A 19,126-nucleotide genomic window follows, 5' to 3' on the forward strand; every position below is an offset into this window, starting at 1 on the left:
GCGGCTAGCGCTTGGTGTACTGCGGTGCCTTGCGAGCTCGCTTCAGGCCGTACTTCTTGCGCTCCTTGGCGCGCGGATCGCGCGTCAGGAGTCCCGCCGCCCGCAGTGCGCCCCGTGCGTCGGGGTGCGCGCTGAGCAGCGCCCGGGCGATCCCGTGCCGGATGGCTCCAGCCTGCCCGGAGAAGCCACCGCCGGCGACCAGGACGCTGGCAGAGTAGCGACCCTCGGTCTCGGTCACCCGGAAGGGAAGACGGAGGGTGGCCAGTCCGGGGGTCCCGCCAAAGTAATCGGCGGCGTCCTTGCCGTTCACCACGATGCTGCCGTCACCCGGCAGCAGCCGCACGCGGGCGACCGCCTCCTTGCGTCGCCCGGTTCCGTAGACATAGGTCGTGCTCACCGATTGCGTTCCTCTTGAAGTTCAACAGCGGTCGGCTGCTGAGCCTGATGTGGGTGCTCCGCCCCGCGGTAGACACGGAGCTTCTTGAACATCGCCCGACCGAGGCGGTTCTGAGGCAGCATCCCCTTCACGGCCCGCTCGATCACGATCTCGGGCTTTCGAGCCATGAGGGACTGCAGGCTCTCCTCCTTCAGCCCGCCCGGGTAGCCGGAGTGGCGGTAGTACGCCTTCTGCAGCAGCTTGTTGCCGGTCACCTTGATCTGCGCGGCGTTGATGACGACCACATGGTCGCCGGTGTCGAGGTGAGGGGAGTAGATCGGCTTGTGCTTTCCCTCCAGCAGCGTGGCGATGCGCGTGGCGAGGCGACCCAGCGTCTGGTCGGTGGCATCCACCACCCACCAGCTGCGCTCGATCTCGCTCGCCTTGACTGCGTACGTTGTCACGTTGCCTTCTTCCTCGATCCGGTTGCTGCCGATGTCGCCTTCGCATAGATGACCCGCTCGAGCGTGAGCCCACGCGCCGGAGCCGCGCGCCCGTGCAGCGCACGCTCTCCCGCGTCGAGCAACCCGGCGACCGATCCCGGTGCCAGCCTCCGCCGCCCCGCCTCCAGCAGGATGGCCACGATGCTGCGCACCATTCGCCTCAGGAACGCGTTGGCCGTGACCCGGATCTCCACGGAGGTCCCGCGGTGCACGACCGACACCTCCCGCAGGTGACGGATGGTTCGGCCCTCTGCATCGCTCCCCAGCGCTGCGAAGTCTCGCTTGCCGGGCAGCTCCGCCGCAACGGCCCGCATGGCCGCGACGTCGAGCCGATCCTGGATCTCGAGCGTCCGATACCGGTCCGCTGGCCGCTTGTCGCCCGCCATCCGAATTCGGTAGCGGTAGATGCGCGTGCGAGCGTCACGCCGCGGGTCGAATCCCGCGGACGCTGGGCGGAGCGACCGCAATGCCAGGTCCGGCGGGAGAACGGCATTCAGTCGTCGCCGCAGCTCCGGCCATCCGATCCCCTCGCCGCGAGGGCGGCGAACGAGGCAGAAGGCCACGACCTGGCCGGTGGCGTGCACCCCGGCATCGGTTCGCCCGGCGAATCTGACTCTCGTCCGCTCGCCGGTCAGTCTGTTAAGCGCCTCCTCCAGCTCCCCCTGCACCGTCCGCACCCGCGGCTGGTACTGGGATCCGGCGAAGTCGGTTCCGTCGTACTCGATCACCGCCCGTGCACATCGTCGTCCAGCGGTTGGCATCGGTCCGTCTTCCATTGTCCGCCCAGGCGCGCTGGTCTCGCTAGACCAGTTCGATCTGGACGATGGCCGCCGCATCTCCCAGCCGCGGCCCGATCTTGACGATGCGGGTGTAGCCAGAGGTACGGTCGGCGTATTTGGTGGCCAGCTCGCCCATCAGCTTGTCGATGATGAGGGGCTCGTCCGGCATTGCCGAGATCAGGAGGCGGCGTGCTGAGAGGTCGCCACGCTTCGCCAGCGTGATCATGTGATCCACGCGCCCGCGGACCTCCTTGGCCTTGGCCTCGGTGGTCCTGACCTTCTCGTAGCGGAGCACCGATACCGCCAGGTTGTCCAGCATGTGCAGGCGATGCTCGCTCGTGCGGCCGAGCCTGCGGCCGGCCAACCGATGGGGCATCGCTCAGCCCTCTCGATCGAGCTCGGCGGCGACCGCCTCGTCAAGCTCGGCCGTGGCCGGCAGGTCGGACTCGTCGACGCTCCCCGCGCCGCTCTCCGGCACGATGAAGCCGCGGAGCGCCAGGCGCTCCTTCATCTCGTCGAGGCTCTTCTTGCCGAAGTTGCGCATCCGCAGCAGCTCGTCGTCGCCGAGCGCCAGGAGCTGCCCGATCTTGGTAATGTTGTTGCGCTTCAGGCTGTTGTAGGCCCGCATTGGCAGGTCGAGCTCCTCGATCGGCGCGTCGAGCAGGTTGGCGCTCACCAGGGCCGGGACATCCTCGGTCCCCGGCAGCGGCCGGCGCCCGATCTCGGCAAAGCGGCTGAACTCCTGCACCAGGATCTCGGCGGCACTCGACAGCGCCGCCTTGGGGGTCGTCGTGCCATCGGTCTCGATCTCGAGGGTCAGTCGGTCGAAGTTGGTCATCTGACCCACGCGGGTGTCACTGACGATGAAGTTCACGCGGCGCACGGGGGTGAAGATGGCGTCGACCGGGATGATCCCGATCGGCAGATCCTCCGCGTGCTCGGCGGGTCGGTACCCGACGCCGGTCTCCACGGTGAGGTCCATCTCGATCGATCCGGCATCCGAGTCGAGGGTCAGCAGGAGCAGGTCAGGGTTGACGATCTCGACGTCGGCCGACTCGGTGATATCGGCGGCGGTGACCGGACCGGCCCCGTGCTTCATCAGCTTGAGGGTGACCGCGTGGCGCGCGAACGAGCGCAGGCGCAGCTTCTTGATGTTGAGGACGATCTGGGTCACGTCCTCCTTGACGTTGTCGATGGTGCTGAATTCGTGGAAGACGCCTGCCACCTGCACCGACGTGACGGCAGCTCCCTCGAGCGAATTCAGCAGGACGCGGCGCAGCGCGTTGCCGAGCGTCACCCCGTAGCCATCGGCCAGGGGATTGACCTCGAAGATTGACAGGTCGCCGCGCGATTCGACCTCCTCGATGCGGGTGGTCGGCGTGGACTCAAGTTCGATCATGAAGGCGTATGACTCCTGCTGCTATCGCGAGTAGTACTCGACGACGAGCTGCTCGTTGAATTCGAGCGGCATCTGCTCCCTCGCGGGTTCGGCCAGCACCGATCCGGCCAACTTGGCCCCATCGATGCTCACCCACTCGGGGATCGCTGCCGACTTCATTGTCTCGGCGGCGGTCTTGAAGATCTCCCGACCGCGCCGGCTCTCGCGGACCTCGATCCGGTCGCCGACCTTGGTCCCGAAGCTCGGGATGTTGGTGGGCCGGCCATTCACGGCGAAGTGCCGGTGGTTGACGAGCTGGCGCGCCTCGGCCCGAGACCGCGCGAAGCCCATGCGGAATACGACGTTGTCGAGGCGCATCTCGAGCATGCGCAGCAGGTTCTCGCCCGTCATCCCCTTGCGCTGCTCGGCCTTGGCGAAGTAGTTGCGGAATTGCTTCTCCAGCACCGAGTAGCTGCGGCGCACCTTCTGCTTCTCGCGCATCTGCATGCCGAACTCGCTCACCTTGCGGCGGCGCTGGGTGTTCATGCCCGGCGGCGTGCTGCGCCGCTCGAAGGCGCACTTCTTGCTGAAGCAGCGGCTCCCCTTCAGGAAGAGCTTGAGCCCCTCGCGACGGCAGATGCGGCAGACCGGATCGGTATAGCGTGCCATCGGCTCAGACCCTGCGCCGCTTGGGAGGGCGGCATCCGTTGTGCGGGATCGGCGTGACGTCGGTGATGGCGGTCACCTCCAGGCCGGCCGTCTGGAGCGAGCGGATCGCCTGCTCGCGACCGGCGCCCGGGCCCTTCACGAAGACCTCGATCTGGCGCATCCCGTGCTCCATGGCGCGCTTCGCGGCGCCGTCGGCGGTCTGGGCCGCAGCGTATGGCGTGCTCTTGCGCGAGCCCTTGAAGCCGACCAGTCCGGCACTTCCCCAGCTGATCACGTTCCCGGTCATGTCCGTGATGGTCACGATCGTGTTGTTGAACGTCGACTGGATGTGCGCGTGCCCGGTCGGCACGTTCTTCTTCTCGCGCTTCTTGGTGCGTGTCGCCTTCTTCCGCTCAGCCATGAAACTCCTGTGTCGCTACTTCTTTCGCCGAACGCCGACGGTCTTGCGCGGACCGCGCCGCTGGCGGGCGTTGGTCTTGGTGCGCTGACCCCGCACCGGGAGGTTGCGCCGGTGGCGAATGCCCCGATACGAGCCGATCTCCATCAGCCGCTTGATGTTCATGCTCACTTCGCGCCGGAGGTCGCCCTCCACCTTGAAGCGCTTGTCGATCACCTCGCGGAGGCGGTTGACCTCCTCCTCGGTGAGGTCGCGGACCCTGGTCGCCTGCGGCACGTTGGCCGCCGTAAGGATCTTCTGTGACGAGCTCGGCCCGATCCCGTGGATATAGGTCAGCGAGATGACGACCCGCTTCTCGCGGGGAATGTCGACGCCAGCGATACGCGCCATCCGCCCCTAACCCTGTCGCTGCTTGTGCTTGGGGATGACGCAAATGACCATGACCACGCCGGAGCGCTTGATGACCTTGCACCGCTCACAACGCGGCTTGACCGAGGCAGAAACCTTCATCTCATCCTGTAGGTGATGCGACCCCTGGTGAGGTCATAGGGACTCAGCTCGACGCGCACGGTGTCGCCGGGCAGGATGCGGATGAAGTTCTGGCGCAGCTTGCCGGAGATGTGGGCGAGGACCTCGTGACCATTCTCCAGTCGCACCTTGAACATCGCGTTGGGCAGGGGCAGCACAACCTCGCCCTCGACCTCGATCGCATCCTTCTTCGCCAAGCGCTACGCACCCTCGAACTGCTGATTAGCTGCAAATGGGGTTGGGAACACACGGAAAGGCCGCCGCTCGGGGCGACCACGGAAGGAGCAGTATACACGAGCCGGGACGCCGAGCACAACGCCGATCAGAGCGGGGTAGTGGCTCAATTTGGATTCCGGCTCGCTTGCTCTCACGCATCGCCTCCCGCTATGCTTGCCGGGCTATGCAGCGATCCAAGATGCCCCGCGATCCCAACCAGCGAGCCAAGGCCGTTGTTGATCTGGCGACTGGGCAGCGATCCCCCGAGCCGCAGAAGGTCAAGGACCCTGCGGCCATCGCGCGTGGGCACAAGGGCGGGCTGATCGGCGGGCACGCTCGGGCGGCGAAGTTGACCGCCGCCGAGCGAAGCGCGAGTGCGAGTAAGGCCGCCAAGGCCCGTTGGGATAGAGAGCGCTCGGCCTAGGTGGGCGAGTGGGACCTCATTGAGGTCGTCCGCAAGAACGGGGCTTACCTGATTGTTGCAGTCCTGACCTTGGCCGCTGCCATCGGGTTGTGGGTGCGCCGCTCCCGGTAGACGCCGCCTCTCCAACCCAATCTTTCCTCTCACGCATCGTGACACACTGTTGTCACGGCTCTCACGCATAGTGTCAACATGAACCGCCTGAACATCGAAGAACGCACCGCCATCATCCGCTGCCTGATCGAGGGAAACTCGATCCGCTCCACGGCTCGGATCACTGGTGCTGCCCGCAATACGATCACTTCCCTGCTGGTGCAGCTGGGCGCGGCCTGCTCCGAATATCAGGACCGGACCCTGCGCAACCTTCGACCCGAGCGCATCGAGTGCGACGAGATTTGGTCGTTCTGCTACGCGAAGGCCAAGAACGTCCCCGAGCAGCACGCCGGGGAGTGGGGCTATGGCGACGTGTGGACCTGGACCGCGATTGATCCCGACTCCAAGTTGGTCCCCGCCTGGCTGGTCGGAACGCGAGACGAATGGGCGGCCTTCGACTTCATCACCGACCTCTACTCGCGGATCGCGACCCGCGTGCAGATCACAACCGATGGCTTGCGCGACTACCGCCCGGCCATCGAAACGGTCTTCGGAGCCGATGCCGACTACGCGCAGCTGATCAAGACCTACGGCGTCGAGATTAGTGAGGACGCGTCCCCCACGGCGCGGCGGTACTCGCCCAACAAAGTCACGGCGCAGGAAGTCCGAGTGATCTTCGGCAACCCTGACCCGGACCATATCTCGACCTCCTACGTCGAGCGCAACAACCTGACCATGCGGATGAACATGCGGCGCTTCACACGGCTGACCAATGGGTTCTCCAAGAAGGTTGAGAACCACGCGGCGATGGTCAGCCTGCACTTCATGGCCTACAACTTCGCGAAGCCTCACGGGTCGCTCGACAAGAACCGGACCCCGGCGATGGCGGCTGGCGTGGCTGATCACGTTTGGACCGTGCAGGAGATCGCCGCGCTGCTCGACTGAGGGTATGCGTGAGAGGGATAGACTCTTACGCATGATCCGTGCACTCGATGCCATCCGCCTGAAGATCGTCCGGGCGCTGGATGATCTCCAAACTCTGTACGAAGAAGGGTCGAAGTACCTGAGTACGGAACCGCACAGCCTGCGATTCGAGCGTTATGTCGATCAAGGCGAGTCGAGAGTCCGCGCCCTCTTGGTCATCCAAGAGCCGCCGCCCCCGCCCCTCGGAATCCTGGCTGGAGAAGCCGTCTACCACCTGCGCGGGGCGCTGGATCACTTGATCTACCAGCTCGCGCTGCTCAACAAGCCCAACCCGACCAGTACGCAGTTTCCTCTTGCGCTCGATGAGAGGGTTTACCGGACCATTGCCCCCGGCAAAAAACTCAGCCCCCGAAATTCGATGCTCAAAGGTGTCCGCGAGGAGCACCGGGCAATCATTGACGAGTTCCAGCCGTACCACGACGGGGCGCGGGCGAAGGTGAACATGCTCTATGTGATCGGCCAGTTCGCGAACACAGACAAGCATCGTTTCATCCAGACCGCTTTCGGGCGTCCCGACTCCATCACGATCGAGCCAACGCAGGATGGCGTCGAGCTTGATGTCCGGCTCCCCAACCTGAAACCCCCAGTCAATGAGGGCGCAGAACTGTTCAACGTGCGTTGGATCGAGGGATACTCGGACGTGCCCATGAAGTACAGCGTCCGATTCACTCTTGCCTACGGGACTGGTCGGCCCGACTACGTCTCGCGTATGTACATCGTGCTGGCGGGCGAACGCATCCACGAGATCATCACGGAGGTTGAGCGGCGCGTCCCTGCGCTCCAATGATCTAGCCATTTAGAACACTTGGCTCTGAAATTGAGCCAGTACCCAGAGCGGCGATCAGGCACGCGTGAGCACCTCGGGGCCCGATGGCGTGACCGCGATCGTGTCCTCGAAATGGGCCGAGATGCTGCCATCGGTGGTGACCACCGTCCAGCCGTCGTCCAGCAGCACGACGTCGTCGCCGCCCAGGTTGAACATCGGCTCGATCGCGAAGCACATCCCCGCCTCGATGCGCATCCCGGTCCCCGGGCGCCCGTGGTTCGGAACCTGTGGATCCTCGTGCATGGCGGTGCCGATGCCGTGGCCCACGAACGGTCGCACGATGCCGTATCCGTGCTCGTGGGCGACCGCCTCGATGGCGGCACCGACATCGCCGAGGCGGCTCCCGGGGATGGCCGCCGCGATCCCCGCTGCCATCCCGCGGCGCGTGGCGTCGATCAGCTGCGCGAGTCGCTCGGGGAGCGGCTCGATCCCGAAGGTGCGCGCGGTGTCGGCGTGCCACCCCTGCCAGATGCAGCCGATGTCCAGTCCCACCACGTCACCGGTGCTGATGCGGCGCCTCTCGGAAGGGATGCCGTGGACCACCTCGTCGTTGAGCGAGACGCAGATCGAGCCGGGGAATGGGATCGTCCCGCGCGCACCGCCGTACCCCAGGAACGATGGGGTCGCCCCCGCGTCGCGGATCATCCGCTCCGCGATGGCATCGAGCTCAGCGGTCGTGACGCCCGGGCGCAGTTCGCCCTCGAGTACGCGCAGGACATCCGCCAGGATCGTCCCCGCATGTCGCATGCGGGCGACCTCCTCGGGACGCTTGATCGTCACCATCCGGCGCGAATGCCCTCGAGGATCTCCTTCGCCACGGCAGGGATCGGCTGCGTGCCGTCCACGTGCTGCACGATCCCCTTCTGGTCGTAGTAGTCGAGCACGTCGAGCATCGGTCGGACCTGCTTCTCGAGCCGTGCGCGGACGACCTCGGAGCGATCGTCGTCGCGCTGCTGCAGCTCGGCGCCGTCCCTGTCGCAGCGACCCGGCACGCGCGGGGGGTCGCTGTCGACGTGGTAGGGCGTCCCGCACTCGGGACATACCCGGCGCCCCGCGACGCGCGCGACCAGCTCCTCCACGGGCACTTCGATCGAGATGACGCGTTCGATCCGCTCCCCCCGCTCGGCAAGGGTGGCGTCGAGCGCGCGAGCCTGCGCCACGGTACGCGGGAAGCCGTCGAGGATGGCGCCACGCGCGGCGGCCGGCTGCGAAAGCTCGTGCATGAACATCTGGATCGTCATGTCGTCGGGCACGAGGTCGCCGCGCTCCATGTAGGCGCGCGCCTGCTCGCCCAGCTCGCTTCCATCGCGCAGCGCCTCGCGGAAGAGATTGCCGGAGGCCAGGTGCGCCAGGCGAAGCTCGCTGCTGAGAGCCGCCGCCTGCGTCCCCTTGCCCGCGCCGACCGAGCCGACCAACAGCAGGATCCGACGCCCCGTGGACGACGCCTGCTGGTCGCCGCCCGGATCGGTCATCGGATGAAGCCCTCGTAGTGACGCATCAGCATCTGCGCCTCGAGCTGCTTCATCGTCTCGACCACCACGCTGACCACGATCAGGACGCTCGTGCCACCGAGCTGCAGCCCCTCCGTGCCCGGAATCGCGGTCGAGACCACGAGCGGCAGCACCGCCAGCGATGCCAGGAAGAGGGCGCCGCCCAGCGTGATCCGATTGGTGATGCGCCCGAGGAACTCCTCCGTCGGCTTCCCGGGCCGGATGCCCGGGATGAAGCCGCCGTTCTTGCGGAGGTAGTCGGCGGTCTGATCGGGACGGAACTGGAACGCCGTGTAGAAGTAGGTGAAGAAGACGACCAGCACGAAATAGAGCAGTCCGTAGACGACCGGGTTGCTCTGGCTCAGGTTCGCCACCAGGAAGTTCGCGACGTCCTTGACCCAGTCGATGGTCGAGGCGGTGAAGTACTGGGCGATCTGTGCCGGGAAGAGCAGGATGCTGATGGCGAAGATGATCGGGATGACGCCGGCCATCGTCACCTTGAGGGGCAGATACTGGGTCTGGCCCTGGTACATCTTCCGGCCGCGCACGCGGCTGGCGTACTGGACCGGGATCCGCCGCTGGCCCTCGTTGATGAAGACGACGCCGGCGATCACCACGATCGCGATCAGGATGAACGGGATGATGCGCAGCAGCCCGTCGGGACCGGTCACGACCGGCGCGGCCTGGTGAGGCAGCCGCCCGACGATGCCGGCGAAGATGATGAAGCTGATTCCGTTCCCGAGTCCGCGCTCGCTGATCAGCTCACCCAGCCACATCAGCAGGATCGTTCCGGCGGTGAACGAGACCAGGAGGGACAGGGTCTCGAAGCTGAAGAGCGGATTCTGTGGAATGACGCCGTTGGCCGCCAGCAGCACCGAGAAGCCATAGCCCTGGGCGAAGGCCATCGGGATCGTCAGCAGGCGGGTGTACTGGTTGAGCCGATTGCGTCCGTACTCACCCTCGCGGGCGAGCTCCCCCAGGCTCGGGACCACCCCCTGCATCAGCTGCATGATGATGCTGGCGTTGATGTAGGGGTTCACCCCCATCCCGATGATCGACGCGGTGGCCAGGCCGCCGCCGGAGAAGAGATCGAGCAGGCCCAGCAGCTGGTTCGTCTCGAACAGGTTCTTCAGCTGTGCCTGGTCCACGTTCGGGACCGGGACGTTCGTCAGCGCGCGGAAGACCAGCAGGATCCCCAGCGTGAAGAGGATCTTGCGGCGAATATCCGGTGCGCGGAAGGCCTGGACGAGGGACTCGATCAAGTCACGACTCGCTTTCGCTCCGTTCGGTGCCCTCGACCTCGGCGTCCTCTGCTGACGGTGCCTCCTGCTCGGCAGGCTCTTCCTCGTCGGCCGGTGCCTCCTGCTCGGCGGGCTCGTCCTCCGCGGCTGCATCGGCCGCAGGCTTGGCGGCTCGCTTCGGCCTCGGCTTGGGCTCGGGCTTCGGCTCTGCCTCGAATGCGATGGGGGCGCCATCCGGCCAGCTGATCAGCTGGGCGGTGCTGCCCGCATCAGCCAGCTTGGCGAGAGCGGAGCGGGTGAAGGCGTGCGCGTGGATCGTGACTCCGCGGGGCGCATCGCCACCCCCCAGGATCTTGACCGGCATCGGCCTCGTCTTCTGATCGCGCAGCAGCTGGTCGTGGCGCAGGACGTCAGGCGTGATCAGGGTCCCGGCCGCCGCTTCGGCAAGGCGCCCCAGGTTCAGCGGGGCGTACTCCACCCGGAACCGGTTTTTGAAGCCGTGCAGCTTGGGGGTGCGGATGTGGAGCGGGGTCTGCCCACCCTCGAACCAGGCGGGGATGCCGCCGCCGGCGCGCGACTTCTGCCCCTTCGTGCCACGCCCGGCGGTCTTGCCGCGGCCCGAGCCGTGGCCACGCCCAAGCCGGCGCGGTGGCTGGTGCGAGCCGGGGCGCGGTTGCGGATCGTGCAGCTTCATCTAGCCTCCCCCTTGGCGGTGGCGGTCGACTCGTCCACGGTCACCAGGAAGTCGACGCGGCGCAGCATCCCCCGGATCACCGGCGTATCGGCGACCTCGACCGTCTCATGAAGCCGATGCAGGCCCAAGGCCCGGATCGTGCCGCGGGCTCCCGCCTTGTGGCCGATCGTCGATTTCACCCAGGTGACGCGCAGCATCGGCCCGCTGCTCGCCGCCTTGCGCCTACCTGCCACGGCCGCCTCCCTGGTACGCGGGCGCGGGTCGTTCGACATATTCATGCGGTCGGCGGGCGGCCTCCGCGCCTCGCTTGCCGAGAAGGCGCTCGGCGGTTGTCCCCCGGCTTCGCGCGATGTCATCCGCCGAGCGCAGCGAGCGCAGCGCCTCGATCGTGGCTCGCACCACGTTGACCGGGTTGTTGCTCCCCATCGACTTGGAGAGGATGTCGCGAATGCCGGCCGCCTCCACCACCGAGCGAACCGAGCCGCCGGCGATGACGCCGGTGCCGGCCGAGGCCGGCCGCAGGAGGACGGTGCTGGCGCCGAAGTCGACGCTCACCATGTGCGGGATCGAGGTGCCGACCAGAGGCACCTTGATGAGGTGCTTCTTGGCGTCCTCGACCCCCTTGCGGATCGCCTCCGGCACCTCGCCGGCCTTGCCGAGCCCGGCGCCGACGATCCCGTTTCCGTCGCCCACGACCACGACCGCGCTGAAGCTGAAGCGCCGGCCGCCCTTGACGACCTTCGCGACGCGGTTGATCTGGACGACCTTCTCCTCGAGGTTGAGCTTGGTTGGGTCGATGCGAGCCATTGGTTCCTCCGCTACAGGTCGAGGCCGCCCTCGCGGGCGCCCTCGGTGAGCGAGCGAACCCGCCCGTGATATCGATATCCACCGCGGTCCAGGACCACGGCACTGACCCCGGCCGCCTTCGCCCGCTGGGCGAGCGCCCGGCCCACTGCGCGGGCGGACTCGACCTTGCCGGGACCGCCGGCCAGGGTCACCTCCCGACTCGAGGCCGAGGCAAGGGTGCGTCCACTCGTGTCGTCGATCACCTGGGCGTAGATGAACTTGGCGCTGCGGAAGATCGAGAGCCGCGGGCGAGCCGAGCTGCCCGCGATGCGGAGCCGGATCCGTTCGTGGCGCTTGCGACGCAGCACGTCGCGCGAGAGCTTCTTGATCACTTGCCGGTCCCGACCTTGCCGGCCTTGCCAGCCTTGCGCAGGATCTGCTCGCCGGCATACCTGATCCCCTTGCCCTTGTAGGGCTCCGGCTTGCGACGCGAGCGGATGTACGCGGCCGTCTGACCGACCAGCTCCTTGTCCGCACCGACCACGGCCAGGCGGGTTGGCGTCTCCAGCTGGAAGCTGATCCCCTCGGGCGGGTCGACCTCGACGGGATGCGAATAGCCGAGCGCGAGCACGAGCTTGGTCCCCTGCAGCTGCGCCCGATAGCCGACCCCGCTGATCTCGAGTCCCTTCGTGAATCCGGTGGTCACTCCGACGACCATGTTGTTGACCAGGGTCCGCGTCAATCCGTGCAGGGCCCGGTGGCGCGGCTCGTCACTGGGGCGCACCACGCGCAGCTCACTATCTCCGCGCTCGATCACCATCTCGGGGTGAATCGTCCGCTCGAGCGTGCCGAGGGGACCTCGCACGCTGAGGCTTGCACCCTCCTGGGTTACCACCACGCCCGACGGGAGCGGGATCGGCATCCGACCGATGCGTGACATCGCGTTCGCTCCTTACCAGACGTAGCAGAGGACCTCGCCGCCGAGATTCAGCTTCCGGGCGCTCTGCCCGGTCATGATCCCGTGGGAGGTTGAGAGGATGGCCGTGCCGAGCCCGCCCAGGACGCGCGGGATCTCGGTCTTGCGGGCATAGACCCGCAGCCCCGGCTTGCTGATTCGCTTCAGGCCACTCACGACGGGGGTCTTGCCCTCGACGTACTTGAGCTGGATGGTCAGGAGCTCCTGGACGCCGTCCTGGCCCGTGGCATATGACTCGATGAACCCCTCCTCGACCAGGATCCGGGCGATATCGCGCTTGATGCGGGACGAGGGCAGGGTCAGCTCGCGATGCCGGGCCAGGCTCGCATTGCGAATCCTGGTCAGCATGTCGGCGATCGGGTCAGTCACATTCATGTTGGCTTCTGTCTCTCCTCGGCGGTGGTTCGCCCGGAGCCTCCCGGCTTCGGCGCCTGCCGCTGATGGGGCCGCTGCGTGGCGGCCGACTGGCTCTTCGAGCTACCAGCTCGACTTGGTGACGCCGGGCAGCTGACCCTCGAGGGCCCGCTCCCGGAAGCAGATGCGGCACAGCGCGAAGCGCCGCATGTAGCCGCGCGGGCGTCCGCAGACGGCACAGCGGCTCTTGTGCTGGACCGCGAAGCGCGGCTTGCGCTGCGACTTCACGATCATCGACTTCTTGGCCACTCGAATCCTCGCTAACTGGCCTGGAACGGCATGCCGAGCAGCTGGAGGAGCTTCAGCCCCTCCTCGTCGGTCTTGGCGGTGGTGACGATGCTGATCTCCATCCCCCGCAGGCGATCGATCTTGTCGTAGTCGATCTCCGGGTAGACGAGCTGCTCCCGCAGCCCCAGGCTGAAATTGCCGCGCCCATCGAACGAGTTGCGGCTGATCCCCCGGAAGTCACGGATCCGCGGCAGCGCCAGGCGCATGGTGCGCTCCAGGAAGTCGTACATCCGCTGGCCGCGAAGCGTCACCTTGGCCCCGATCGGCATCCCGGTGCGCAGACGGAACTGGGCGATCGAGCGCTTCGCGCGGGTCACGATCGGCTTCTGGCCGGTGATCTGGGTCAGGTCCCCGACCGCCGCGTCCAGTGCCTTGGCGTTCTGGATCGCCTCCCCCAGGCCGATGTTGACGACCACCTTCTCGAGACGCGGGATCTGCATCGGGTTGGCGTAGCCGAACTCGCGGCGCAGGGCGGGCGCCACCTCGTCCACGTACCGGCGACGGAGCCCGCCGGCCTCCGCTGCCGGCGCGGATCCGCCTGCCTGGGCCGGCGGGGCGGCTGCGGCGGCCGCCGCCGGGCGTCGAGGGGCGCGGCGGGGCGCCTTGGGGGCAGCCTTCGGGGTCGCCTGGTCGTCGCTCACTGGGCCACCTCCATCTGCTCGCCGCAGTGCTTGCAGACGCGGACGTGCTTTGTGCCACCCTCGAGCAGCTGGTGCGAGATGCGGGTGGGGCGATCGCAGCGTGGGCAGACGACCTGCACGTTGCTGACATGGAGCGGGACGGGCAGGTCGAGGATCCCGGCCTGCTGGGTCCGCGTCCGGGGACGCTGATGTCGCTTGGCCATGTTGATGCCCGGCACCACCACGCCAAGGCCGCGCTTGGTGCGCTCGACGCGTTCGACGACGCCGCGCTTTCCGCGATCCTTGCCGGCCAGCACGATGACGGTATCGCCCTTTTGAATGTTCATCTCACAGCACCTCCGGGGCGAGCGACACGATCTTCATGTAGTTGCGCTCGCGGAGCTCGCGAGCCACGGGCCCGAAGATGCGGGTCCCGCGCGGGCTTCCCTGGGGTGTGATCAGCACCGCGGCGTTCTCGTCGAAGCGGATATGGCTGCCGTCCGGGCGCCCGAACTCCTTGGCGGTGCGCACAATGACGGCTCGCACCACCTCGCCCTTCTTGACACCGGTGTTGGGCAGCGCCTGCTTGACGCTGGCCACGATGACATCGCCGACCTCGGCGGTGTCGCTGCTCGACCGGCCGATGACGGTGATGCACATCAGCTCGCGGGCTCCGCTGTTGTCGGCGACTCGCAGCCGTGTGGACTGCCGGATCATGCGGTGTCCATCATCTCCTCGCCCGATCCGCGAGCCACCACCTCGACCACCCGCCACCGCTTCTCGCGCGAGAGGGGCTTGCTCTCCTCGATCCGCACGGTGTCGCCGACGTGCGCCGAGTTCTCCTCGTCGTGCGCCTTGAACTTGCTGGACAGCCGGACCACGCGCTTGTAGATCGGGTGGCGGCGCAGCCGTTCGACGCTCACGACGACCGTCTTGTCCATCTTGTCGGAGATGACTCGGCCCACCTTGGTGCGACGCTTGCCCGCCATCAGCTGGCCTTCTCGACGGCAGTCGCCGCATCGTCCGCCGCTGCGTCATCCGCCGCGTGCTGTCGTTCGGTCATCACGGTCAGGATGCGGGCGATCCGCTTCCGGGTCGCCGGCAGGCGGCTGTAGTTCTTCTCCTGGCGGGTGGCCAGGTCGAAGCGGATCTTCCAGAGCTCCTGTTTGGCGTCGACCAGCGCGCTCTGCAGGTCGAGGTCCGACAGCCCCCGGATCTCGTTGATATCCATGATCAAGCGCCCTCCTTGGCGACGAACCTGGTCTGAATCGGCAGCTTGTGGCTCGCCAGTCGCATCGCCTCGCGAGCGATCTCCTCCGGCACGCCGGACATCTCGAACATCACGCGGCCGGGCTTGACCACCGCGACCCAGTGATCGGGGGCACCCTTGCCGGATCCCATCCGGACCTCGGCCGGCTTCTTGGTGACCGGCTTGTCGGGGAAGACTCGGATCCAGATGCGACCACCGCGCTTGATGTGGTGGGTCATGGCACGACGCGCCGCCTCGATCTGGCGGCTGGTGAGCCAGCAGACCTCCTCGGCCATCAGCCCGTACTCGCCGAAGCTGACGGTGGTGCCTCCCTTCGCCAGGCCGCGGCGGCGGCCACGCTGGACCTTGCGGTGTGTGACTCGCTTCGGCATCAACATGGCTCAGGCCTCCTCGCCGGCGGCGGGAGCCGATTCGGCGGCCCCGGCAGCGGTCGCTGCGGCCGCCGGCGTGGCTGCCTTGGTCCGGGTGCGCGTGCTCGGACGCTGTCGCGGCTCGCGTGGCTCGGTGCGCGCCGAGCCGGGTCGCTCGCCGAGCTGGTCGCCGCGGTAGACCCATACCTTGACGCCGATGCGGCCGTAGGTGGTGCGGGCGTGGACGACCCCGTAGCTGATGTCGGCCCGCAGCGTCCCCAGCGGGATGCGGCCTTCCTTGTCCCATTCGGTGCGGCTCATCTCGGCCCCGCCGAGGCGACCGGAGACCTGGATCTTGACCCCCTTGGCGCCGGCCTTGATGGTGCGCTGCACCGTCTGCTTGACGGCCTTGCGGAAGGCGATCCGGCGCTCCAGCTGGCCTGCCACGTTCTGCGCGACCAGGACGGCGTCGAGCTCCGGCTGCAGGATCTCTTTGATCTCGAGCTTGACCTTCTTGTCGGTCAGCTTGCCGACCGAGGTGCGCAGCAACTCCACGTTCTGCCCGCCCTTGCCGATGACGATCCCCGGCTTGGCGGAGTGCACTGTCACCGTCACGTGGTTGATGCCGCGCTCGATCTCGACCTGGCTGACGCTGGCGTTGGCCAGCTGCTTGCCGACGAGGGCGCGGATCTTCATGTCCTCCTGCAGCAGCGTCGCGTAGTCCTTGTCGGCGTACCACTTCGCCAGCCATGGCTTGTTGATGCCGATCCGGAAGCCGTAGGGATGAACCTTGTGTCCCATCAGGACTCCTCTCGATCGGCCACGGCGACCGTGATGTGGCTGGTCCGCTTCAGGATGCTGAAGGTCCGCCCCTGGGCCCGCGGGCGGAACCGCTTGAGGGTCGGACCATCGTCGGCGGTTGCGCTCAGCACGTGCAGCTCATCGGCCGACAGGTTGAAGTTGTTCTCCGCGTTGGCAGTCGCGCTCTTGAGGACCTTGGCCACGTCCCGCGCGGCGGCGTTCGGCAGGAAGCGCAGGATGGCGGCAGCCTCCTCGACCGGCTTGCCAGTGATCAGCTCGGTCACCAGGCGCACCTTGCGCGGGCTGATGCGGATGTACTTGGCGGTGGCGACGACACGCATTTCGTGCATTCCTACTTCAACGCGGTGGAGCGATCGGTGGCCTTGCCATGGCCGCGGTAATGGCGGGTGGGCGCGAACTCGCCGAGCCGATGCCCGACCATGTTCTCGGTGACGAAGACGGGCACGTGGCGCCTGCCGTCGTGCACGGCGATGGTGTGCCCGATCATCGACGGGAAGATCACGCTGGGGCGCGACCAGGTCTTCAGCACCTTGCGCTCGTTGCGCTTGTTCATCTCCTCGATCCGGCCGAGGAGGCGGGCATCGACGAAGGGTCCCTTCTTGACGGAACGGCTCATCGCGCTCTCCTAACCTCGTCCATAGCGACGACGGATGATCATCTTGCCGGTCGTCTTGTTCTTGCGGGTGCGCAGGCCCATGGCGGGCTTGCCCCACGGCGTCTTGGGCGGCATGCCGGTCGGGGACTTGCCCTCGCCGCCGCCATGCGGATGGTCACGCGGGTTCATGACCACGCCGCGCACCTCGGGCCGGCGGCCCATGTGGCGGCTGCGTCCCGCCTTGCCGATGTTCTGGTTCTCGTGATCCAGGTTGCTCACCTGGCCGACCGTGGCCATGCACTCAGCGCGAACCCGCCGCACCTCGCCGGAGGGCAGTCGGATGGTGGCCATCTCCCCCTCCTTGGCGAGCAGCTGGGCGCTGCTCCCTGCGCTGCGCACGATCTGTCCGCCGCGTCCGGCGACCATCTCCACGTTGTGGATCTGGGTGCCAAGCGGCATCCGTCCCAGCGGAAGGGCGTTCCCGACCCGCGCCTCCGCATCGGCTCCGGAGACGACCACGTCGCCGACGCCCAGGCCATGGGGCATGAGCATGTAGCGCTTGTCGCCATCGGCGTAGTGCAGCAGGCCGATGCGTGCCGAGCGGTTCGGGTCGTACTCGACCGTGGCGATGGTGGCGGGGACGCCGAACTTGTCGCGCTTCCAGTCGATCACGCGGTACAGCCGCTTGTGACCGGCGCCCTGGTGGCGGACCGTCAGCCTGCCCTGGCTGTTGCGACCCGCCTTGCGCACGAGGCGCTCAGTCAGGGGCTTGTGCGGCTCATCGGCGGTGATCTCGTCGAAGGTCGAACGCGTCATCTGGCGCAGCCCCGGGCTGGTGGGTCGATAGTTGCGAAGTGGCATCTCGTTACACGGCCTCGAAGAGTTCGATCTTCTGTCCGGCGGCGATGGTGACGACCGCCTTGCGCCAGCCGGGCACGGTGCCCATCGTTCGGCGGCCCCGCCGCTTTTGCTTGGGCTTGACCCAGAGGACCCGCACGCCCAGCACGGTCACCTTGAACTCGGCCTCGACGGCGTCCTTGATCTGGAACTTGTTGGCGTCGCGGCCCACCGCGAAGGTGTAGTTGTTGCGCTCCGTCTGGGCGACGCTCTTCTCGCTGATCACGGGGCGGATGAGGATGTCGTGAACGCTGACGGCGGTCATCCGTACACCTCCTGCGCGCGTGCCAGGGCGTCGGCCGTGAAGACGATCGTGTCGGCCTCCAGCAGGTCGACCACGTTCAGGCTGTCGGCCAGCAGGACGCGCACCTCGCGCAGGTTGCGGCACGAGCGCTCGACTACCGGATCGCGCGCCGGCAGGACGATCAGCACCTTGCCCTCCGTCTTCCAGGCGACGAGGCGCTCGGCAAATGCCTTGGTCCCCATCGTCTCGAGGCCGAATCCCTCGACGACCCGCAGCGCCCCATCGTCGGCCTTCGCGCTCAGGACACCCTGCAGCGCGGCGCGGCGCATCTTGGCCGGCATGCGCTGCTCGTAGCCGCGCGGGTGCGGACCGAAGACGACGCCGCCACCCTTCCACTGCGGTGCCGAGCGGGTTCCCTGCCGAGCGCGGCCAGTCCCCTTCTGGCGCCAGGGCTTCTTGCCGCCGCCCCTGACCTGGCCGCGTGTCAGCGTGTCGGCGTTGCCGAGGCGCTGACCCGCCAGTTGGCGGACCACGGCGTGGTGGATGAGGGCCTCCTTCACGGGCGCGGCAAAGAGCGAGGGGACGAGGTCCACCCTGCCCGCCTCCGAGCCCGTCACGGTGAGGATCGGCGCCTGCTCCATCGTCACTTCGCCTTCTGGACGAGCAGGACGGCGTTGCGGGCACCCGGGACCGCACCCTTGACCAGGATCAGGTTGCGCTCGGCGTCGATCTTGACGACCTGCATCTTCTTGACGGTCACCCGGTCGTCGCCCATGTGGCCACCCATCTTGGTCCCGCGGAAGACGCGGCCCGGCGTGGTGCCGGCCCCGATCGACCCCGGCTGGCGAATGTTGGTCGAGCCGTGCGTCTTGGGGCCGCGCTTGAAGTGGTGCCGGGCGATGGTGCCGGTGAATCCGTGGCCCTTGCTGACGCCGGTCACGTCCACCAGGTCTCCGGGCGCGAAGAGGGTGACGTCGATCCGCTGACCGAGCTCGTAGCCGTCGGTCGACTCGACCCGGAACTCGCGGACCTGGCGCGGTTGCTGCAGCTCCTTGTCGAGCTCCTTGAACTGGCCGGCAACCGGCTTGCTCAGCCGCTTGGCCGAGCCGGCGCCGACCTGCAGCGCGGCATAGCCGTCCCGCTCCGTCGTGCGGAGCCGCGTGACGCTGTTGGGCGTCGCCTCGATGACGCTCACCGGCACGACGCTCCCGTCGTCACCGAAGATCCGTGTCATCCCGAGCTTGCGCCCGATCAATCCTGCCGGCACTG

34 protein-coding genes and 1 pseudogene are annotated in these 19,126 nt (G+C 67.3%); 2 read left to right on the top strand and 33 right to left on the bottom strand.

Annotated features, from left to right (window positions below):
• Window positions 1–4 precede the first annotated feature (4 nt).
• The 10 genes from rpsI to infA all read right to left on the bottom strand — a co-directional run bounded on the left by rpsI (window position 5) and on the right by infA (window position 4,827).
• Entirely contained in the window at window positions 5–397 is a 393-nt protein-coding gene (gene rpsI, locus WEB29_07425) for a 30S ribosomal protein S9 (protein ID MEX2136770.1), read from the bottom strand.
• Window positions 394–840 (bottom strand): 50S ribosomal protein L13, encoded by a 447-nt coding sequence (gene rplM, locus WEB29_07430; GenBank protein MEX2136771.1) that lies wholly within the window; start codon window positions 838–840, stop codon window positions 394–396. Before rplM ends, rpsI begins: the two co-directional genes overlap by 4 nt.
• The gene (truA, locus tag WEB29_07435) at window positions 837–1,607 is read right to left on the bottom strand and encodes a tRNA pseudouridine(38-40) synthase TruA (protein ID MEX2136772.1); all 771 of its coding nucleotides are present in this window, start codon (window positions 1,605–1,607) and stop codon (window positions 837–839) included. Before truA ends, rplM begins: the two co-directional genes overlap by 4 nt.
• A 73-nt stretch (window positions 1,608–1,680) precedes the next feature.
• Window positions 1,681–2,022 carry a 50S ribosomal protein L17 gene (gene rplQ, locus WEB29_07440; protein ID MEX2136773.1) on the bottom strand — a complete coding sequence of 114 codons (342 nt, stop codon included), beginning with the start codon at window positions 2,020–2,022 and terminating at the stop codon, window positions 1,681–1,683.
• Between the two features lie 15 nt (window positions 2,023–2,037).
• Window positions 2,038–3,057: a DNA-directed RNA polymerase subunit alpha gene (locus WEB29_07445; GenBank protein MEX2136774.1), complete on the bottom strand. Its 1,020-nt coding sequence runs from the start codon at window positions 3,055–3,057 to the stop codon at window positions 2,038–2,040.
• A gap of 21 nt (window positions 3,058–3,078) precedes the next feature.
• Window positions 3,079–3,705 (bottom strand): 30S ribosomal protein S4, encoded by a 627-nt coding sequence (gene rpsD / locus WEB29_07450; protein MEX2136775.1) that lies wholly within the window; start codon window positions 3,703–3,705, stop codon window positions 3,079–3,081.
• Between the two features lie 4 nt (window positions 3,706–3,709).
• Window positions 3,710–4,105, bottom strand: coding sequence for a 30S ribosomal protein S11 (gene rpsK, locus WEB29_07455; protein ID MEX2136776.1), 396 nt, complete (start codon window positions 4,103–4,105; stop codon window positions 3,710–3,712).
• 15 nt (window positions 4,106–4,120) lie between these two features.
• Window positions 4,121–4,492, bottom strand: a complete 372-nt coding sequence (rpsM, locus tag WEB29_07460; GenBank protein MEX2136777.1) for a 30S ribosomal protein S13 — start codon at window positions 4,490–4,492, stop codon at window positions 4,121–4,123.
• Window positions 4,493–4,498: 6 nt separating this feature from the next.
• Entirely contained in the window at window positions 4,499–4,612 is a 114-nt protein-coding gene (gene rpmJ, locus WEB29_07465; GenBank protein ID MEX2136778.1) for a 50S ribosomal protein L36, read from the bottom strand.
• Entirely contained in the window at window positions 4,609–4,827 is a 219-nt protein-coding gene (gene infA, locus WEB29_07470) for a translation initiation factor IF-1 (protein MEX2136779.1), read from the bottom strand. The genes rpmJ and infA overlap by 4 nt, the downstream gene beginning before the upstream one ends.
• 632 nt (window positions 4,828–5,459) lie before the next feature.
• Between infA and WEB29_07475 the strand changes: the two genes are divergently transcribed.
• Complete coding sequence (locus tag WEB29_07475) at window positions 5,460–6,305, top strand: IS1 family transposase (GenBank protein MEX2136780.1); 846 nt, start codon at window positions 5,460–5,462, stop codon at window positions 6,303–6,305.
• Window positions 6,306–6,336: 31 nt separating this feature from the next.
• Window positions 6,337–7,131, top strand: a complete 795-nt coding sequence (locus tag WEB29_07480; GenBank protein MEX2136781.1) for a hypothetical protein — start codon at window positions 6,337–6,339, stop codon at window positions 7,129–7,131.
• A 54-nt stretch (window positions 7,132–7,185) separates the two neighbouring features.
• On the opposite strand, the gene map is transcribed toward WEB29_07480, so the two are convergent.
• The 23 genes and pseudogenes from map to rplC form a co-directional block, all read right to left on the bottom strand.
• Window positions 7,186–7,953, bottom strand: a complete 768-nt coding sequence (map, locus tag WEB29_07485; GenBank protein ID MEX2136782.1) for a type I methionyl aminopeptidase — start codon at window positions 7,951–7,953, stop codon at window positions 7,186–7,188.
• Window positions 7,947–8,642: a nucleoside monophosphate kinase gene (locus WEB29_07490; GenBank protein MEX2136783.1), complete on the bottom strand. Its 696-nt coding sequence runs from the start codon at window positions 8,640–8,642 to the stop codon at window positions 7,947–7,949. The genes map and WEB29_07490 overlap by 7 nt, the downstream gene beginning before the upstream one ends.
• Complete coding sequence (gene secY / locus WEB29_07495; GenBank protein MEX2136784.1) at window positions 8,639–9,922, bottom strand: preprotein translocase subunit SecY; 1,284 nt, start codon at window positions 9,920–9,922, stop codon at window positions 8,639–8,641. Before secY ends, WEB29_07490 begins: the two co-directional genes overlap by 4 nt.
• A gap of 1 nt (window position 9,923) precedes the next feature.
• On the bottom strand, window positions 9,924–10,595 hold the full coding sequence (gene rplO, locus WEB29_07500) for a 50S ribosomal protein L15 (protein ID MEX2136785.1): 672 nt from the start codon (window positions 10,593–10,595) through the stop codon (window positions 9,924–9,926).
• Complete coding sequence (gene rpmD / locus WEB29_07505; GenBank protein MEX2136786.1) at window positions 10,592–10,792, bottom strand: 50S ribosomal protein L30; 201 nt, start codon at window positions 10,790–10,792, stop codon at window positions 10,592–10,594. Before rpmD ends, rplO begins: the two co-directional genes overlap by 4 nt.
• Before the next feature lie 112 nt (window positions 10,793–10,904).
• Window positions 10,905–11,402: pseudogene (gene rpsE, locus WEB29_07510) on the bottom strand (30S ribosomal protein S5).
• An 11-nt stretch (window positions 11,403–11,413) separates the two neighbouring features.
• A complete protein-coding gene (rplR, locus tag WEB29_07515; protein MEX2136787.1) occupies window positions 11,414–11,773 on the bottom strand; it encodes a 50S ribosomal protein L18 in 360 nt (119 codons plus the stop codon).
• The gene (rplF, locus tag WEB29_07520; protein ID MEX2136788.1) at window positions 11,770–12,321 is read right to left on the bottom strand and encodes a 50S ribosomal protein L6; all 552 of its coding nucleotides are present in this window, start codon (window positions 12,319–12,321) and stop codon (window positions 11,770–11,772) included. The genes rplR and rplF overlap by 4 nt, the downstream gene beginning before the upstream one ends.
• Window positions 12,322–12,333: 12 nt before the next feature.
• Complete coding sequence (gene rpsH / locus WEB29_07525) at window positions 12,334–12,732, bottom strand: 30S ribosomal protein S8 (protein ID MEX2136789.1); 399 nt, start codon at window positions 12,730–12,732, stop codon at window positions 12,334–12,336.
• 102 nt (window positions 12,733–12,834) lie between these two features.
• Window positions 12,835–13,020, bottom strand: coding sequence for a type Z 30S ribosomal protein S14 (locus tag WEB29_07530; protein MEX2136790.1), 186 nt, complete (start codon window positions 13,018–13,020; stop codon window positions 12,835–12,837).
• Between the two features lie 11 nt (window positions 13,021–13,031).
• Window positions 13,032–13,700: a 50S ribosomal protein L5 gene (rplE, locus tag WEB29_07535; protein MEX2136791.1), complete on the bottom strand. Its 669-nt coding sequence runs from the start codon at window positions 13,698–13,700 to the stop codon at window positions 13,032–13,034.
• A complete protein-coding gene (gene rplX / locus WEB29_07540) occupies window positions 13,697–14,026 on the bottom strand; it encodes a 50S ribosomal protein L24 (GenBank protein MEX2136792.1) in 330 nt (109 codons plus the stop codon). The genes rplE and rplX overlap by 4 nt, the downstream gene beginning before the upstream one ends.
• A gap of 1 nt (window position 14,027) precedes the next feature.
• On the bottom strand, window positions 14,028–14,396 hold the full coding sequence (rplN, locus tag WEB29_07545) for a 50S ribosomal protein L14 (GenBank protein MEX2136793.1): 369 nt from the start codon (window positions 14,394–14,396) through the stop codon (window positions 14,028–14,030).
• On the bottom strand, window positions 14,393–14,668 hold the full coding sequence (gene rpsQ / locus WEB29_07550; protein MEX2136794.1) for a 30S ribosomal protein S17: 276 nt from the start codon (window positions 14,666–14,668) through the stop codon (window positions 14,393–14,395). Before rpsQ ends, rplN begins: the two co-directional genes overlap by 4 nt.
• The gene (gene rpmC / locus WEB29_07555; GenBank protein ID MEX2136795.1) at window positions 14,668–14,910 is read right to left on the bottom strand and encodes a 50S ribosomal protein L29; all 243 of its coding nucleotides are present in this window, start codon (window positions 14,908–14,910) and stop codon (window positions 14,668–14,670) included. The genes rpsQ and rpmC overlap by 1 nt, the downstream gene beginning before the upstream one ends.
• Window positions 14,911–14,912: 2 nt before the next feature.
• Window positions 14,913–15,326 carry a 50S ribosomal protein L16 gene (gene rplP, locus WEB29_07560; protein ID MEX2136796.1) on the bottom strand — a complete coding sequence of 138 codons (414 nt, stop codon included), beginning with the start codon at window positions 15,324–15,326 and terminating at the stop codon, window positions 14,913–14,915.
• 3 nt (window positions 15,327–15,329) lie between these two features.
• Window positions 15,330–16,100 carry a 30S ribosomal protein S3 gene (gene rpsC / locus WEB29_07565; protein ID MEX2136797.1) on the bottom strand — a complete coding sequence of 257 codons (771 nt, stop codon included), beginning with the start codon at window positions 16,098–16,100 and terminating at the stop codon, window positions 15,330–15,332.
• Window positions 16,100–16,441 (bottom strand): 50S ribosomal protein L22, encoded by a 342-nt coding sequence (gene rplV / locus WEB29_07570; GenBank protein ID MEX2136798.1) that lies wholly within the window; start codon window positions 16,439–16,441, stop codon window positions 16,100–16,102. The genes rpsC and rplV overlap by 1 nt, the downstream gene beginning before the upstream one ends.
• 11 nt (window positions 16,442–16,452) lie before the next feature.
• A complete protein-coding gene (gene rpsS / locus WEB29_07575; GenBank protein ID MEX2136799.1) occupies window positions 16,453–16,737 on the bottom strand; it encodes a 30S ribosomal protein S19 in 285 nt (94 codons plus the stop codon).
• 9 nt (window positions 16,738–16,746) lie between these two features.
• Window positions 16,747–17,577, bottom strand: a complete 831-nt coding sequence (rplB, locus tag WEB29_07580) for a 50S ribosomal protein L2 (protein MEX2136800.1) — start codon at window positions 17,575–17,577, stop codon at window positions 16,747–16,749.
• A gap of 4 nt (window positions 17,578–17,581) precedes the next feature.
• On the bottom strand, window positions 17,582–17,878 hold the full coding sequence (gene rplW / locus WEB29_07585; protein MEX2136801.1) for a 50S ribosomal protein L23: 297 nt from the start codon (window positions 17,876–17,878) through the stop codon (window positions 17,582–17,584).
• A complete protein-coding gene (gene rplD / locus WEB29_07590; protein ID MEX2136802.1) occupies window positions 17,875–18,498 on the bottom strand; it encodes a 50S ribosomal protein L4 in 624 nt (207 codons plus the stop codon). Before rplD ends, rplW begins: the two co-directional genes overlap by 4 nt.
• Before the next feature lie 2 nt (window positions 18,499–18,500).
• Window positions 18,501–19,124, bottom strand: a complete 624-nt coding sequence (rplC, locus tag WEB29_07595) for a 50S ribosomal protein L3 (protein MEX2136803.1) — start codon at window positions 19,122–19,124, stop codon at window positions 18,501–18,503.
• Window positions 19,125–19,126 lie beyond the last annotated feature (2 nt).

The organism is Chloroflexota bacterium, from assembly GCA_040902225.1.
In the GTDB taxonomy this organism is placed as follows: Bacteria; Chloroflexota; Limnocylindria; order QHBO01; family QHBO01; genus CF-167.

What these genes read in the sequence shown, in the direction of transcription:
- WEB29_07445 (MEX2136774.1), bottom strand. Translation starts at nt 3,057, where the DNA reads ATGATCGAACTTGAGTCCACGCCGACCACCCGCATCGAGGAGGTCGAA.
- rpsD (MEX2136775.1), bottom strand. Translation starts at nt 3,705, where the DNA reads ATGGCACGCTATACCGATCCGGTCTGCCGCATCTGCCGTCGCGAGGGG.
- rpsK (MEX2136776.1), bottom strand. Translation starts at nt 4,105, where the DNA reads ATGGCTGAGCGGAAGAAGGCGACACGCACCAAGAAGCGCGAGAAGAAG.
- rpsM (MEX2136777.1), bottom strand. Translation starts at nt 4,492, where the DNA reads ATGGCGCGTATCGCTGGCGTCGACATTCCCCGCGAGAAGCGGGTCGTC.
- rpmJ (MEX2136778.1), bottom strand. Translation starts at nt 4,612, where the DNA reads ATGAAGGTTTCTGCCTCGGTCAAGCCGCGTTGTGAGCGGTGCAAGGTC.
- WEB29_07475 (MEX2136780.1), top strand. Translation starts at nt 5,460, where the DNA reads ATGAACCGCCTGAACATCGAAGAACGCACCGCCATCATCCGCTGCCTG.
- WEB29_07480 (MEX2136781.1), top strand. Translation starts at nt 6,337, where the DNA reads ATGATCCGTGCACTCGATGCCATCCGCCTGAAGATCGTCCGGGCGCTG.
- map (MEX2136782.1), bottom strand. Translation starts at nt 7,953, where the DNA reads ATGGTGACGATCAAGCGTCCCGAGGAGGTCGCCCGCATGCGACATGCG.
- WEB29_07490 (MEX2136783.1), bottom strand. Translation starts at nt 8,642, where the DNA reads ATGACCGATCCGGGCGGCGACCAGCAGGCGTCGTCCACGGGGCGTCGG.
- rplO (MEX2136785.1), bottom strand. Translation starts at nt 10,595, where the DNA reads ATGAAGCTGCACGATCCGCAACCGCGCCCCGGCTCGCACCAGCCACCG.
- rpmD (MEX2136786.1), bottom strand. Translation starts at nt 10,792, where the DNA reads ATGCTGCGCGTCACCTGGGTGAAATCGACGATCGGCCACAAGGCGGGA.
- rplF (MEX2136788.1), bottom strand. Translation starts at nt 12,321, where the DNA reads ATGTCACGCATCGGTCGGATGCCGATCCCGCTCCCGTCGGGCGTGGTG.
- rpsH (MEX2136789.1), bottom strand. Translation starts at nt 12,732, where the DNA reads ATGAATGTGACTGACCCGATCGCCGACATGCTGACCAGGATTCGCAAT.
- rplX (MEX2136792.1), bottom strand. Translation starts at nt 14,026, where the DNA reads ATGAACATTCAAAAGGGCGATACCGTCATCGTGCTGGCCGGCAAGGAT.
- rplN (MEX2136793.1), bottom strand. Translation starts at nt 14,396, where the DNA reads ATGATCCGGCAGTCCACACGGCTGCGAGTCGCCGACAACAGCGGAGCC.
- rpsQ (MEX2136794.1), bottom strand. Translation starts at nt 14,668, where the DNA reads ATGGCGGGCAAGCGTCGCACCAAGGTGGGCCGAGTCATCTCCGACAAG.
- rpmC (MEX2136795.1), bottom strand. Translation starts at nt 14,910, where the DNA reads ATGGATATCAACGAGATCCGGGGGCTGTCGGACCTCGACCTGCAGAGC.
- rplP (MEX2136796.1), bottom strand. Translation starts at nt 15,326, where the DNA reads ATGTTGATGCCGAAGCGAGTCACACACCGCAAGGTCCAGCGTGGCCGC.
- rpsC (MEX2136797.1), bottom strand. Translation starts at nt 16,100, where the DNA reads ATGGGACACAAGGTTCATCCCTACGGCTTCCGGATCGGCATCAACAAG.
- rplV (MEX2136798.1), bottom strand. Translation starts at nt 16,441, where the DNA reads ATGCGTGTCGTCGCCACCGCCAAGTACATCCGCATCAGCCCGCGCAAG.
- rpsS (MEX2136799.1), bottom strand. Translation starts at nt 16,737, where the DNA reads ATGAGCCGTTCCGTCAAGAAGGGACCCTTCGTCGATGCCCGCCTCCTC.
- rplB (MEX2136800.1), bottom strand. Translation starts at nt 17,577, where the DNA reads ATGCCACTTCGCAACTATCGACCCACCAGCCCGGGGCTGCGCCAGATG.
- rplW (MEX2136801.1), bottom strand. Translation starts at nt 17,878, where the DNA reads ATGACCGCCGTCAGCGTTCACGACATCCTCATCCGCCCCGTGATCAGC.
- rplD (MEX2136802.1), bottom strand. Translation starts at nt 18,498, where the DNA reads ATGGAGCAGGCGCCGATCCTCACCGTGACGGGCTCGGAGGCGGGCAGG.